The organism is Mammaliicoccus sp. Q-M61 (genome assembly GCF_022386055.1).
In the GTDB taxonomy this organism is placed as follows: Bacteria; Bacillota; Bacilli; order Staphylococcales; family Staphylococcaceae; genus Mammaliicoccus; species Mammaliicoccus sciuri_A.
In genome coordinates, this window is sequence record NZ_JAJNJL010000015.1 from 22729 (window position 1) to 35881 (window position 13153).

Consider the following 13153-nt stretch of genomic DNA (forward strand, 5'->3'; position numbering starts at 1 on the left):
TAATTATACTATAATCGTTCGCATTCCTCAAAGCTACCCGAGCAGTCTCGCGATGTATACATCGTTACAACATCCCATCAAAGCATTATATACTTGCTTAGCTTGTCTTTCTTTTTGAACAAAGCCATATATAGTCGGGCCACTACCACTCATTAAAGCAGCATCTACGCCAGTATTACTCATAGTATTCTTCAATTTCTCAACTTCTGGATACAGCTGCATTGTAACTTTTTCAAGACTATTGCCAAGCGACTGACACATTGAGGCATAATCGTTATTTTCGATTGCTTTAAGACACGCTTGTGTTTGTACTTCTTCCTTGTTTTCCAAATCTAATGCGCCGTATATTTCAGGCGTTGAAACACCTATATCTGGTTTCGCGATAACGACCCATGCTGAAGGTGGTTTAGGTAAGTGCGTAATTTTCTCACCTCTACCTTGGCATAAAGCAGTTTTTCCATAAATACAAAACGAAATATCTGATCCAATTTCCGAAGCCAGCTCACTTAATGTTTCTAAAGATTCGTTAATCCCCCATAATTCATTCAAACCTCTAAAAGTAGCGGCTGCATCACTTGACCCACCAGCTAAACCTGCTGAAATCGGTATACTTTTTTCTAATGAAATCTTCACACCTTTTTCAATATTGTATCTATCTTGCATCAACTTCGCTGCTTTATATGCTAAATTTCTATGATCACTTGGTACAAAATTATGTTCTACATCAATAATAATTTCACCATCGTCTCTACACTCAAATGTTAATCGGTCATTTAAGTCGATGGTCGTCATAATCATTTCCACTTCATGATACCCATCTTCACGTTTATATAACGTATCTAATGTTAAATTAATTTTTGCTGGTGCAGTTTCATAAATCATATACTTGCCCTCTCTAAAACTTATTATTATGATTTTACCATAAATAAAAGTTAGAAAGTATTAGCTTTATTCTATTTTTTGGCATAATAAAAAACCCTACGCCATATCACAGTCATATCGCGTAGAGTTTTTTATTAAATACCTTTAATTATTGAACGATGAATTCCTCTTTATGTTCATTCATAAAAGTTACTTGGACATTCTCAGTTAATACATCAGTGTATGTATAAGATACACGCTCAAAATTATGTTTCTCTTGATCTAATTCGACCACGAAAACTGATGGATACGTTTCCTTAAGCACGCCACTTCGCTCAATTAACTTCTTACGTCCTCCATTAGCTTTAAGTACAATACGATTTCCTAATTGACATTCCAATATTTTTTTGATGTCTACTAAAGTCTTCGGCATATTGACCCACCTCGCTATAGATAAAATTATACTACGAAAGCGGATTTTTGTCAAATAAAATTTAAATTTTATCAAGTTGATAAAGCAATGTCAATATATTTACACAGATAAATTCGGGTATTTTTTCAAATTGTTACAAAGATGTGCATATTCTTGTATTGTTAGCGTTTCACCACGTCGCTTAGGGTCTATGTTTGAAGCATTTAGCCATTCGACGATTTCATCTTTATGCAGTTTGCCATCTTTAATTGTATTAATATAATTGTTCAAAATTGTTTTTCGTCTTTGTCCGAAAGCACCTTTTGAAAGCTTGAATAGTAGTTTCTCATCATCTACTTCGACGATCGGTTCAATACGTTTCGTTAATTTAATAACAATCGAATCAACATTCGGTGGTGGCATAAAGACAGTCTTCGGGACGACTAACACACGTTCAGTTTCAGTGTAATACTGACAAGCTATTGATAATGAACCATAACTTTTACTACCTACTTCAGCGTTTAAGCGTTCTCCCACTTCTTTTTGCATCATGACAACATAGCCATCTATTGGTAAATCATTTTCTAGTAAATTCATCAATATAGGCGTCGTAATGTAATAAGGTAAATTGGCAACCAACATAATTTTATCGCAGTCTTTTAAGTGCGTTTCAATTTCTTGTTTAACATTGGCTTTCAATATATCTTCGTTTACAACTGTTACATTGTCATATGGACTTAACGTATCTTCTAATACAGGTATGAGTCTTTGATCAATTTCAAAAGCCAACACTTTCTTTGAAGCTCTCGCTAATTGTTCAGTAAGTGAACCCATTCCTGGTCCAACTTCAATAACACCTGTATGCTCATCTATATCACTAGCAGAAATAATTTTTTGAATAATATTTGTATCGATTAAAAAGTTCTGACCTAAACTCTTTTTGAATTTAAATCCATATTGATCTAATAACGCTTTTGTACGTTTAGGTGTTGCTATATCTTTATCGTTCATCGTGTCACTCCTCTTTATATCCCAGTGCTTCTTTTACATCTTTCTCAGTATAACCGAAGGCATTTAATTTGTTTAGCAATTGTTTGCCATTTGAATGGCCAATATTTAATTTACTGCATAGTATTTCGCGTTTTCTTCTAGCGTCTGGTCCTATAATTAATCCAAGGTCAATTAAGACTGCTTTATCAATTGTTTCAATGTCCGCTTCTAATGGAGAACTGACATTTGTAAGCGCATCTTTAATTGTTTCAATTGAAGCATGCTCAACGCCTATTTTTCCTCTTTTATTTTTAGCTTTATCTCTTGGTATAAATGCATGTTTCACACTAGGGATATACTGCTTAATTGTATTTCTAATTTTATCACCTGGGAAATCTGGGTCAGTTAATACAATGACACCACGTTTTTCATGCGCTTGTCTTATAACTTCTAGTGTTTCTTTTGATATTGCTGAGCCATTTGTTTCTATCGTATCGCAATCTACTGCTCTTTTAACATTAACTGTATCATCGCGTCCCTCAACAACAACAAATTCATTTATCTTCATATTCATTTCCTTCTTTAAAGATGCCCCAAAACAACCGTTTTGGGGCATCATATTTTATAATTTAAATAATCTTTCAGCATTTTCTGTAGTAGCTTTACATACTTCCTCGTATGAAATTCCACGCAATTCAGCAATTTGTTCTGCAACAAGTTTTACACGCGCAGGTTCGTTTCTTTTCCCTCTATAAGGGTGAGGTGATAAGTATGGTGCATCTGTTTCAACGAGTAATCTATCTAACGGTACATGTTGAGCTACTTCTTTTGGTTGTTTCGCATTTTTGAACGTGACAGGTCCACCCAATGAAATATAGAAATTCATTTTGAGTATTTCATCAGCTATTTCGTTTGAGCCACTGAAACTATGCATAATTCCGCCAACTTCACTTGCATTTTCTTCTTTTAAGATATCAACGCAATCTTGAGTTGCTTCTCTATTATGAATAATAATCGGTAGTTGAACACGTTTCGCTAATGCGATTTGTTTTCTAAATACTTCTTTTTGGATATCTTTAGGTGACTTGTCCCAGTGATAATCTAATCCCATCTCACCTATACCGATGATTTTTGGGTGTTTAGACAATTCTTCAATCCATTGTAGGCGTTCTTCCGTACAATCAATTGCATCAACAGGATGCCAACCTATAATGCCATATATAAAATCATACTCGTCTATTAATTTCATCGTTCTTTCAATCGTGTTCGTGTCGAAACCAACAACGAACATTCTATCGATACCTTCTTCCAAAGCTCGATCGATTACTTCTTGTAAATCTTCATCGTATTGATCCGCATTTAAATGGACGTGTGTATCTATTAACATTCGAATCTTCCTTTCAGTACTTTACTTAATGATAGATCCGTTTTGTATTGCATTTGGTAAACCTACTAAAGTAAGTGTGCCGTCTTTCTCAGCTGATAAAATCATACCCTCTGATAATTCACCACGTAATTTGACTGGTTTTAAGTTCGTAACGACCGCTACTTTTTTACCAACAATATCTTCAGGTTTATAAAATTCAGCTATACCTGAAACAATTTGTCTCTTTTCGTTACCTAAATCTACTTTTATTTTCAAAAGTTTATCTGATTTTTTCACATAGTCTGCACCTGTAACAGTAGCAGCTTTGATTTCTACTTTATCAAATTGATCAATTGTGATTTCTGGTTTAGATGGTACTACTTCTTCCTCAGCAGTTTCAGCTTCTTCTTCAGATGATTCTGCAGTCGTTCCACCTTGCATAGAATCTTTGATGAACGCCACTTCTTGTTCTACATCTAATCTAGGGAAAATAGGCTCAGGCTTTTCAATCACTTTAATATCTTGATCAATAGCGCCATATTGTTCGATACTTTCAAATGTATCAAGTTTACCTTTTTCTAAGTTTAATTGACGGAAAATCTCATATGGTGCATGTGTTAAGAATGGACGTAATAATACTGCTGCAAATCTAATGTTTTCAACTAAGTGAATCATGACATTTTCTAGCATTTCACGTTCATTTTCATCTTTAGCTAATACCCATGGTGTTGTTTCATCAATATATTTGTTTGTACGACTAATCAACTTCCAAACTTCTGCTAAAGCAACTGAGAATTGCATATTTTCCATTGCTGAATAGAATTTATCTTTAGTATCTAAAGCCATTTGTTCCATCTCTTCATCTAATGGGTGTAATTTGCCTTTATATTTAGGAAGTACGCCGTTAAAGTACTTATTAACCATTGCTATTGTACGATTTACTAAGTTACCTAAGTCATTAGCTAAATCGTAATTTGTTCTTTCAACGAATGCTTCAGGTGTAAATACACCATCTGCGCCAAATGGTAATTCTCTCATGAGATAATATCTTGTTGCATCTAAGCCGTATTTATCAATTAAGACGTTCGGATCTACAACATTACCTTTAGATTTACTCATTTTACCGTCTTTCATCAAGATCCAACCGTGAGCAAATTCACGTTTAGGTAAAGGTAAGTCTAAAGCCATCAATAAGATTGGCCAAATAATTGAATGGAATCGAACGATTTCTTTAGCCATTAAATGCACATCTGCTGGCCAATATTTTTTAAATAACGTATCGTCATCTGATAAATAACCTAACGCAGAAATATAGTTCACAAGTGCGTCAATCCAAACATACACAACATGTTTAGGATTAGAAGGTACTTTAATACCCCAATCAAAAGTCGTTCTAGAAATCGCTAAATCTTCTAGACCAGGTTTAATAAAGTTGTTGATCATTTCATTCTTACGAGAAATTGGTAAAATGAATTCTGGATTTTCATCGAAGAATTTAAGTAAACGATCAGCATAGTTATCTAATTTAAAGAAATAACTTTCTTCTTTCACAAGTTCTACTTCATGACCTGAATCAGGACTCTTACCACCGACGATTTTGCCATCTTCATAAACTGGATCGACAAGTTGTGTTTCTGTGTAATATGTTTCATCTGGTATTGAGTACCAACCTTCATACTCACCTAAGTATATGTCACCTTGTGCTAATAACTTTTCGAAGACTTTTTCGACAACTTGTTTATGTCTTTCTTCAGTAGTTCGAATAAAATCATCATTAGAGATGTCTAGTTTTTTCCATAAAGATTGGATACTTTTAATAATGCCATCTAAATATTCTATTTCAGATAAGCCCGCTTCTTTAGCTTTTTCTTGTATTTTTTGACCATGTTCATCTGTACCAGTTAAATAATGAACATCATAGCCTTGTAACCGTTTATATCTAGCAATTACATCACCAGCAACCGTAGTATACGCATGACCTATGTGTAAATTCCCGCTCGGATAATAAATCGGTGTCGTAATGTAAAAAGTCTCTTTCGTCATCAGCGTTTCCTCCTAATATCTTATCTATATAATATACCGAAAATTAAGCATTTTTTCAATATTACCTGATTATGGTATAGAGATAACAATTGTTTTATATTTCAAAAATTAAACGTATGCAATATATTGTTTTATTGACATTTTCTTCAATTCATATTAGTATACTATTTATATAATTGTCGAATGAATGTCGAATTAGATAATTATGGTTTTATTAAACGGAGGTAAAAAGATGAAATCAACTGGAATCGTGCGTAAAGTAGATGAACTAGGCCGTGTAGTAATTCCTATCGAATTACGACGCATATTAGACATTGCTGAGAAAGATGCTTTAGAAATTTATACAGATGACGATAAAATTATCTTAAAGAAATACTCACCTAACATGACTTGTCAAGTTACTGGAGATGTTTCTGAAGACAATTTTGTTTTAGCTGATGGTAAAATTGTCTTAAGTAAAGAAGGCGCTCAGCAACTAATTAACGAGATTGAGAAAAAATCAAAATAATAAAAGCTGCATATAAAAAAAGGAAATTTAAAGTAAACGATGTACTTTAAATTTCCTTTTTTTGTTTATTCGTCAATATGATACGCTTCGTATACATCTCTTTTTTTCATTTTTCTATCTACCGCTACTTGTTTGATAGCATCTTTAGATCTCATTTGATGTTCATTGATATAAATTTCGACATGTTGAACGAGATCCAAGTCTTCCCACCAATTATCAACTTGTGTCGATTCATCGACACCTTCAATCAAGATGACGAACTCTCCTTTTTGAGGTATACGCTCATCTGATAACATTTCTTCAATAACCTTTATTTGATTCGTTTCCACTTGTTCAAATTTCTTAGTAAGTTCTCTTCCGATTGCCACTTTTCTTTCTGGATCTATTTCAGCTATTGCTTGTACCGTTTGTTTAATTCTATAAGGTGACTCATAAATCATAGACGTTGATTCTCTCGTCATCCATTTTTCCAATACATCATGTTTTTCTTTCGCATGTCTAGGTAAAAATCCTAGAAACACAAATTTATATGATGGTAATCCACTTGTCATTAATGCCGTAATAGCCGCATTAGGTCCAGGAATCGTTTCAACACGATAACCATTATCCCTAACTTGATTCACAAGTTCATAACCAGGATCACTTATACAAGGGCAGCCTGCATCAGAAACGAGCGCAATATCTTTGCCATCTTCTAATAACCTCAATATTTGCTCAGATGACTTATCTTTATTATGTTCATGGTAAGACTTAAGAGGCGTTTGTATTTCATAATGCTGACAAAGCTTGCCTGTAACACGTGTATCTTCACAAAAGATATAATCGACTTCTGTTAACATTCTAACCGCACGATAAGTGATATCTTCTAAATTTCCGATTGGGGTTCCTACTAAATATAATATAGACATATTACCCCTCCTTAATAAGCGCTAATTTTTGTTTTCTACTTAACTGTTTTAATGCATATTCTCGTTTTAAAGCTTCGGATTTATTATCGAATGTCTCATGATATACAAGTTTAACAGGGCGTCTCACTTTAGTATATTTAGCACCCTTACCTTCATTATGGACTTTTAACCTTCTGTCTAAATCTGTCGTATAACCAGTATATAATGTTTGATCCTTACACTCTAATATATATGTATAATGGTTAGCCATAATATACAACCTTCATTTCTTTTGAATAATCTCCATTCTCCTCATAAATATAAAATGGTTGTTCCACTTTCAATCCTGCTTGACCACCACTTCTACCTTCAACTAAAATCGTAACCGCTTCTTTCTTATTAGGTGTGCTATATACCATTCTTAATCTTTTAGGTTCGATTTTATATTGTCGAAATGCGCTTAAGACATCCATCAGTCTTTCCGCTCTATGGACCATTACAAGTTTACCACCTTGCTTTAACAAATGCTTACTTGCTTTTAAAACATCATCTAATGTGCAGTATATTTCATGTCTCGCAATTTTATGTGCTTCCTTTTGATGCTGTATTTGTTGATTTTCTTTAAAGTACGGTGGGTTTACGGTTACAACATCAAATGTTGAAGGATGATATGAGGTTGATACATTCTTTAAATCCATTTGTCTGATAGATATTTGGTCTTCTAACTGATTATGAGCTATCGTTCGTTCAGCCATATCCACTAAAGCCTCTTGAATTTCTACCGCCTCAATACTAGCTTGAGATTTGTGTGCCAATAACAAAGGAATAATGCCATTACCAGAACATAAATCCATTACTTTATCTTTATTTCGTACCTTTGTAAAATCTCCTAATAACAATGCATCTGTTGAAAATGAAAACACATCATCATTTTGAATAATTTCAAATTCTTCTCTTAATAATTGGTCGAGTCTTTCTCCCGAATTCAACATTTAAACACCTCACTTAAAAAAATCAGGCATATAGCATGCCTGATTTTCTTATTATCTATTCAACACTTCTAAACAAAATAAACAATCTTGTCCTTGTCTGTGTTTACCAAACAATTCTCCTCGACAAATATGAAAACCTTCATGATATAACATTGCTAAGTTATCTTTACTTTGAAGTGGCTTTATTTTCTTGTTTGGCTTTTTCTGTTGATTGTCTTCACTTGTTTCCATTACACGCTTCAAACTTTCATTCTCCATTTGAAGGGCAACATTGTCTTCGACTAATTCAACTGCCTGGTTTTTCAACTTTTCCATATGTTCATTAATTTGCTTAAGTTCACTCTCTAATGTCATAATCGTTTCAAACAACTCGTCCCTATTCACAATATAATCCTCCCTTATGAATGGACTTCAAGTAATTCATCAAGTTTATAATCAAAGAGTTGTTCGAAACCTTTCACTTTAACTTGCATTGTTATATCTAAAATATTTAATCCGACAACTTTGCCGTCACCTTCTGGCGTGACAACAGTTGTACCAATATCAGGCAATTCATTTCTAACTTCTTCATAATAGTCATTTTCGTATTTTAAACAACACATTAAACGACCACAAGCACCTGATATTTTAGTTGGATTTAATGATAAGTTTTGATCTTTAGCCATTTTAATTGAAACAGGTTCAAAATCACCTAAAAATGTTGAACAACATAATGAGCGACCACATGGACCAATACCGCCAAGTAATTTCGCTTCGTCTCTCACACCAATTTGTCGTAACTCAATTCGTGTTTTTAATTCATAAGCTAAAGATTTTACTAAAGTTCTGAAATCTATTCTATCATCAGCTGTAAAATTAAAGATGACTTTACTTTTATCTAATGTATATTCACAATTAACAAGTCGCATATCAAGCTCGTGAGTCGCTACCAACTCTTTACATAAAGCTAAAGCATGGTCTGCATCCTTTAAATTATCTTGATATTTTTGAATATCAGCTTCTGTTGCATGACGGATAACTTCTTTCAATGGTAAAACAACATCATCTTTACCTACATGGCGATTTGTTAATTTAACTTTACCAAGTTCAATACCACGTTTAGATTCAACGACAACTAAGTCATTTTCTTTGAAACGTTCCCCATTTGGTGAGAAATATTCTTTCTTCCCAGCTTTTTGGAATTGAACACCAATTATTTCATACATTTAATCACCTCTTCCCATTTATAACCATTTGTTCTAATACTAATGTTGCATTAACGTTTTGTGCTAATTTACGGTTTGCTTCCGTTATAACTTGTATATAATTCGAAATGTCATTTAAAGATAAATATTGACTAATCTCTCTAATTTCCACTTCTAAATCTGGATATGCCTTTATCGTATCTATTTGAATTTTGGCATGTAATAAATCTTGAAAATAAGCATTCAAGCTATTTAAAAATAATTGCTGCAACGGGCGTGTATTAGCAATTTTTATGCAATCGATCAAATAAATCATTGCCATCTGTGTATCTTTTACCATCAATTCAGCAAGTTTCGTTACAGTTTTTCTAAGCTGTACAAATAATTGTTCTTCTGTAAGAGCAAGTGCTTCTTCTTTATCAGAAGTAACAAAACTCAATGTATGCGCAATTGCAGAAGAAATACCAGACAGTTTTAATTCTTCTATATAATTTTCTTTAGATGCAGGTTTAAAATGAACAAGTTGGCATCTTGAATGTATAGTTGGCAATATTTGATCTTTCTTTGTTGTCAGTAACAGGGCAATTGTATTTGGAGGTGGTTCTTCCAAAAATTTAAGTATACTATTTTCACCCTGTACTGTTAGTTTATCAAAAGCTTCAATAATGTAAACTTTATATTGGCTTTCGATGGGTTTTTGATTCATTTTTCTGAGTAATTCTTCTATTTGTTGTTTCTTTATCGTCGTTTCATCTGATTGAATATATACAAAATCAGGATGATTAAAATTTTGAACTTTAACCACACAACTTTGTTCTGATTCACATAATATTTGTTCAGCAAAATATAAAGCTGTAGATTTCATTTCAAACATATTATCTCCCTCAAATAAATAGGCATGAGATAATTGTTGTGCACTTAATAAATGATCAATCTCTTTGGTTAATTGCATATTTTACGCTCCTTGCAATAAAAAAGCTGCTCAAACGGCAGCTCATCAGTTCTTAAAATTGATGGAATTGTTCAATTGGCATAACGAATACAGTTGCGCCACCTACTTCAACTTCTACAGGGTAAGGAATATAAGAATCCGCACTACCGCCCATTGGTGTGATAGGTGAAACAAGTTGTTCACGATTACCACAAGTTCCATCGATAACACGTAATAATTCATCTACACGTTCATCTTTGACACCGCATAAGAATGTTGTATTTCCAGCTCTTAGAAATCCACCAGTTGTTGCAAGTTTAGTGGCTCTAAAGTTTTTTTCTATAAGTGCTTCTGACAAGTTTTGACTATCTTGATCTTGGACAATCGCTATTACCATTTTCATATCTAAACACCTCTTTATTTATTATATCATATTTTAATCTTGTTTCAGATATTTTACTATCGTAGAATATGCATCATCTACAACCTTTTCTAATGGTTGCGTGGCATCAATTACTTTAATTCTATCTGGATACTCTGCAATTAATTTTTTATAACCATCTGTAACTTTGTGATGAAATTCTATTTTTTCTTTATCCAAACGATTCGCATTACGTTGATTATCTTTAATTCGATTTAAACCAACTTCAGCAGGTACATCAAAATATAATGTTAAATCAGGATAAAGGTTATCAATCGCAAATTCATTAATTGCCTTAACTTCTTCTACCCCAATTTCACGTGCGTAACCTTGATAACTTAAAGAACTATCAACAAATCGGTCACATAATACCGTTCCACCTTTATTAAGTTGAGGTACTATTTTCTCCACTAAATGTTGTCTTCTAGCAGCAGCAAACAGCAATGCTTCTGTTCTCTCATCCATGTCATCATCACTATCTAACAACAAGTTTCTAATCGCTTCGCTTATTTTGATACCACCTGGCTCTCTAGTCAGTAAAATATCATAATCTTGATTTAACTTTTCATAAACTTTATGTATAACCGTCGTTTTGCCAGAGCCTTCTGGACCCTCAAACGTAATAAATCGTCCCATTTTATTGTTCATCCTTTACCTTGATTTGCTTGTTTAATATACCTTCCACTCTACCACCTCTATCAAGCCATTGTAAAAGAGAATCTACTATTTCTTTACGAATATTTTCTCCTTTTAAAATAACAGGTATACCTGGTGGATAAGGCACAATATCTTCAGCAGCAATATAGCCATATGATGTATTCAAGTCCATCATTTTAGTTTTTTCAATATCGTTGTATTTATACATTGTACTATCTGTTTCGTATGGTAATTTAAATTGTACTTCCTCTTTAAGTTGATGCTCAACATTCACTTTAATATTTCTAACGCGATCAAACATATCTTCAAATGGGAACTTATCTGATTCATGCCATAATGGTAAGACTAATAACACAAATTTATAATCACATAACTCTACATAGATATGCACATCTTCAAATAGTTTTTGAATTTCAAATCCGCTTAATCCTCTATAAGAAACAATTAATTTAAGAGGGTCCTCTAGACTCCCCACTTCAAATCCAACATTCTCCATCGTTTCAATGAATGTTTGTCTATTATATTTGAATCTTTGATCATCAAACTGCTTATAAAATTTTTCTGCACTTTCTAAACTAGCCATAATGAGATATGAAGGACTAGATGTTTGTAGCATCTTCAAATACTGTTGAATATTTGATTTTATTTCTAAATCCTCTCTCATATATAAAACAGAACCCATCGTCAAGGCCGGTAATGTCTTGTGGTAAGACTGCACGACTATATCAGCACCATAAGTCATAGATGATTTAGGGAAATATGAACTAATACCAAAATGTGCACCATGTGCCTCATCTACCAATACAGGAATTTGATGTTCTTTTAAGATTTTAATACTTTCTTCAATATCAAATGTTTCACCATAGTAATTAGGATAAGTAAAAATAGCTAGTTTAATATGATTCAAATCTAAATCCCTTAATAAAGCTACACCATTATATTGATTCGTCTTATCTGATATTGTCATAGGCATAAACTTAGCATCTTGCTTCGTTAAATTCAAAGCATTAAATACTGATTTATGCGCATTTCTAGGAATTAATACTTCCCCATCTAAATGCGCCACTGCATAAATTGCTGATAGTATACCAACAGTTGTACCATTAACGAGATACTGCCCATAATAACCAGGATACCTATTCAATTCAGACATACTCATCTTTATACATGATTCTGGTTGATGCAAATCATCAAGCCCAGTTATTTCAGTCATATCCATAGCAAGATTTATTTCATCTAAATAACCAATTGTATGATTATGATGCCCTGGAACATGTAGTGAAATGGCATCAAGACCATTTAGAGATTTTAATTTTTCATTAATATTCATAAGGCTACCTCTTAATTTTTAGTCTTTATCATTATATCAATGATAAAGTCCAACGTCATTCCTGTAATAATTAAAATAAGATATACTTAAAAAAAGGAGTGAATAAAATGTTTATTAGAAATGCAATTGACACAGATATACAATCCATTAATGAAATTGCTCAACAAGAAGGTTGGAAAACATTCAGTATTGAAAAAATCCAACAATTGCTTATTACATCTCGTATTATTGTAATAGAAGTAAATAATGAGGTTGTTGGTTATACTAGATTATTAACAGACGAAACTGTCACATTATATATTACAGAACTCGTCGTTACAAAGACTCATAGAAAGAAAGGATATGCTAAAGCACTAATTGACTATTTATTAGCACAATATCCATCTGTTCGAATAGAATTATTATCAGAGAACAATTCTTTTTACGAGAAATTACATTTTAGAAATATTGGAACTGGCTATAGACTACCTTAAAAAATCACAAAAAAAAGAGACCTAACAGGTCTCGAGTGCGGCTCATCGCATCCATTTATAAATATTTGCCCGGCAACGTCCTACTCTCGCGGAACGTA

General features: G+C 33.0%; 17 protein-coding genes. 2 read left to right on the plus strand and 15 right to left on the minus strand.

What is annotated here, in order from left to right; all coding sequences use genetic code 11:
* Nucleotides 1-33: 33 nt before the first annotated feature.
* The 6 genes from ispE to metG all read right to left on the minus strand — a co-directional run bounded on the left by ispE (nucleotide 34) and on the right by metG (nucleotide 5672).
* Nucleotides 34-882, minus strand: coding sequence for a 4-(cytidine 5'-diphospho)-2-C-methyl-D-erythritol kinase (gene ispE, locus LQ677_RS13945; protein ID WP_159316300.1), 849 nt, complete (start codon nucleotides 880-882; stop codon nucleotides 34-36).
* Between the two features lie 148 nt (nucleotides 883-1030).
* Nucleotides 1031-1294, minus strand: a complete 264-nt coding sequence (gene veg / locus LQ677_RS13950; RefSeq protein ID WP_025905575.1) for a biofilm formation stimulator Veg — start codon at nucleotides 1292-1294, stop codon at nucleotides 1031-1033.
* Between the two features lie 99 nt (nucleotides 1295-1393).
* The gene (rsmA, locus tag LQ677_RS13955; protein WP_037590323.1) at nucleotides 1394-2284 is read right to left on the minus strand and encodes a 16S rRNA (adenine(1518)-N(6)/adenine(1519)-N(6))-dimethyltransferase RsmA; all 891 of its coding nucleotides are present in this window, start codon (nucleotides 2282-2284) and stop codon (nucleotides 1394-1396) included.
* Nucleotides 2285-2288: 4 nt separating this feature from the next.
* A complete protein-coding gene (gene rnmV, locus LQ677_RS13960; RefSeq protein ID WP_037590321.1) occupies nucleotides 2289-2831 on the minus strand; it encodes a ribonuclease M5 in 543 nt (180 codons plus the stop codon).
* Nucleotides 2832-2885: 54 nt separating this feature from the next.
* A complete protein-coding gene (locus LQ677_RS13965; protein WP_037590318.1) occupies nucleotides 2886-3650 on the minus strand; it encodes a TatD family hydrolase in 765 nt (254 codons plus the stop codon).
* Between the two features lie 21 nt (nucleotides 3651-3671).
* On the minus strand, nucleotides 3672-5672 hold the full coding sequence (gene metG, locus LQ677_RS13970) for a methionine--tRNA ligase (protein ID WP_204259031.1): 2001 nt from the start codon (nucleotides 5670-5672) through the stop codon (nucleotides 3672-3674).
* 232 nt (nucleotides 5673-5904) lie between these two features.
* Here metG and LQ677_RS13975 point away from each other — a divergent pair, with 232 nt between their 5' ends.
* Nucleotides 5905-6180, plus strand: a complete 276-nt coding sequence (locus LQ677_RS13975; RefSeq protein WP_025905580.1) for a transition state genes transcriptional regulator AbrB — start codon at nucleotides 5905-5907, stop codon at nucleotides 6178-6180.
* A 65-nt stretch (nucleotides 6181-6245) separates the two neighbouring features.
* Here the strand turns inward: LQ677_RS13975 and rsmI are convergent, their stop codons facing one another.
* From rsmI to LQ677_RS14020, 9 genes are read right to left on the minus strand one after another with little or no spacing between them, the layout of a single operon-like run.
* Complete coding sequence (gene rsmI, locus LQ677_RS13980) at nucleotides 6246-7088, minus strand: 16S rRNA (cytidine(1402)-2'-O)-methyltransferase (protein ID WP_126476453.1); 843 nt, start codon at nucleotides 7086-7088, stop codon at nucleotides 6246-6248.
* Nucleotide 7089: 1 nt separating this feature from the next.
* Nucleotides 7090-7338, minus strand: coding sequence for a GIY-YIG nuclease family protein (locus LQ677_RS13985; RefSeq protein ID WP_126476452.1), 249 nt, complete (start codon nucleotides 7336-7338; stop codon nucleotides 7090-7092).
* Nucleotides 7331-8059, minus strand: a complete 729-nt coding sequence (locus LQ677_RS13990) for a tRNA1(Val) (adenine(37)-N6)-methyltransferase (protein WP_204255766.1) — start codon at nucleotides 8057-8059, stop codon at nucleotides 7331-7333. The genes LQ677_RS13985 and LQ677_RS13990 overlap by 8 nt, the downstream gene beginning before the upstream one ends.
* Before the next feature lie 51 nt (nucleotides 8060-8110).
* Nucleotides 8111-8443, minus strand: coding sequence for a DNA replication initiation control protein YabA (gene yabA / locus LQ677_RS13995; RefSeq protein ID WP_037590310.1), 333 nt, complete (start codon nucleotides 8441-8443; stop codon nucleotides 8111-8113).
* A gap of 14 nt (nucleotides 8444-8457) precedes the next feature.
* The gene (locus LQ677_RS14000; protein WP_037590307.1) at nucleotides 8458-9264 is read right to left on the minus strand and encodes a PSP1 domain-containing protein; all 807 of its coding nucleotides are present in this window, start codon (nucleotides 9262-9264) and stop codon (nucleotides 8458-8460) included.
* Nucleotides 9265-9268: 4 nt separating this feature from the next.
* Nucleotides 9269-10195 (minus strand): hypothetical protein, encoded by a 927-nt coding sequence (locus LQ677_RS14005; RefSeq protein WP_025905586.1) that lies wholly within the window; start codon nucleotides 10193-10195, stop codon nucleotides 9269-9271.
* A gap of 52 nt (nucleotides 10196-10247) precedes the next feature.
* A complete protein-coding gene (locus LQ677_RS14010; protein ID WP_025905587.1) occupies nucleotides 10248-10577 on the minus strand; it encodes a cyclic-di-AMP receptor in 330 nt (109 codons plus the stop codon).
* A 33-nt stretch (nucleotides 10578-10610) separates the two neighbouring features.
* Nucleotides 10611-11231, minus strand: coding sequence for a dTMP kinase (gene tmk, locus LQ677_RS14015; RefSeq protein WP_126476449.1), 621 nt, complete (start codon nucleotides 11229-11231; stop codon nucleotides 10611-10613).
* A gap of 1 nt (nucleotide 11232) precedes the next feature.
* A complete protein-coding gene (locus tag LQ677_RS14020) occupies nucleotides 11233-12582 on the minus strand; it encodes an aminotransferase class I/II-fold pyridoxal phosphate-dependent enzyme (protein ID WP_126476448.1) in 1350 nt (449 codons plus the stop codon).
* Between the two features lie 107 nt (nucleotides 12583-12689).
* Between LQ677_RS14020 and LQ677_RS14025 the strand changes: the two genes are divergently transcribed.
* Nucleotides 12690-13055 (plus strand): GNAT family N-acetyltransferase, encoded by a 366-nt coding sequence (locus LQ677_RS14025; protein WP_126476447.1) that lies wholly within the window; start codon nucleotides 12690-12692, stop codon nucleotides 13053-13055.
* The last annotated feature ends 98 nt before the right edge of the window (nucleotides 13056-13153 follow it).

Bases quoted from the DNA above. Each gene is read 5' to 3' on its own strand.
- rsmI (WP_126476453.1), bottom strand. From the start codon at position 7,088: ATGTCTATATTATATTTAGTAGGAACCCCAATCGGAAATTTAGAAGAT.
- LQ677_RS13985 (WP_126476452.1), bottom strand. From the start codon at position 7,338: ATGGCTAACCATTATACATATATATTAGAGTGTAAGGATCAAACATTA.
- LQ677_RS14025 (WP_126476447.1), top strand. From the start codon at position 12,690: ATGTTTATTAGAAATGCAATTGACACAGATATACAATCCATTAATGAA.
- rsmA (WP_037590323.1), bottom strand. From the start codon at position 2,284: ATGAACGATAAAGATATAGCAACACCTAAACGTACAAAAGCGTTATTA.
- ispE (WP_159316300.1), bottom strand. From the start codon at position 882: ATGATTTATGAAACTGCACCAGCAAAAATTAATTTAACATTAGATACG.
- LQ677_RS13965 (WP_037590318.1), bottom strand. From the start codon at position 3,650: ATGTTAATAGATACACACGTCCATTTAAATGCGGATCAATACGATGAA.
- tmk (WP_126476449.1), bottom strand. From the start codon at position 11,231: ATGGGACGATTTATTACGTTTGAGGGTCCAGAAGGCTCTGGCAAAACG.
- rnmV (WP_037590321.1), bottom strand. From the start codon at position 2,831: ATGAAGATAAATGAATTTGTTGTTGTTGAGGGACGCGATGATACAGTT.
- LQ677_RS14010 (WP_025905587.1), bottom strand. From the start codon at position 10,577: ATGAAAATGGTAATAGCGATTGTCCAAGATCAAGATAGTCAAAACTTG.
- LQ677_RS14000 (WP_037590307.1), bottom strand. From the start codon at position 9,264: ATGTATGAAATAATTGGTGTTCAATTCCAAAAAGCTGGGAAGAAAGAA.
- metG (WP_204259031.1), bottom strand. From the start codon at position 5,672: ATGACGAAAGAGACTTTTTACATTACGACACCGATTTATTATCCGAGC.
- LQ677_RS14005 (WP_025905586.1), bottom strand. From the start codon at position 10,195: ATGCAATTAACCAAAGAGATTGATCATTTATTAAGTGCACAACAATTA.
- LQ677_RS13975 (WP_025905580.1), top strand. From the start codon at position 5,905: ATGAAATCAACTGGAATCGTGCGTAAAGTAGATGAACTAGGCCGTGTA.
- veg (WP_025905575.1), bottom strand. From the start codon at position 1,294: ATGCCGAAGACTTTAGTAGACATCAAAAAAATATTGGAATGTCAATTA.
- LQ677_RS13990 (WP_204255766.1), bottom strand. From the start codon at position 8,059: ATGTTGAATTCGGGAGAAAGACTCGACCAATTATTAAGAGAAGAATTT.
- LQ677_RS14020 (WP_126476448.1), bottom strand. From the start codon at position 12,582: ATGAATATTAATGAAAAATTAAAATCTCTAAATGGTCTTGATGCCATT.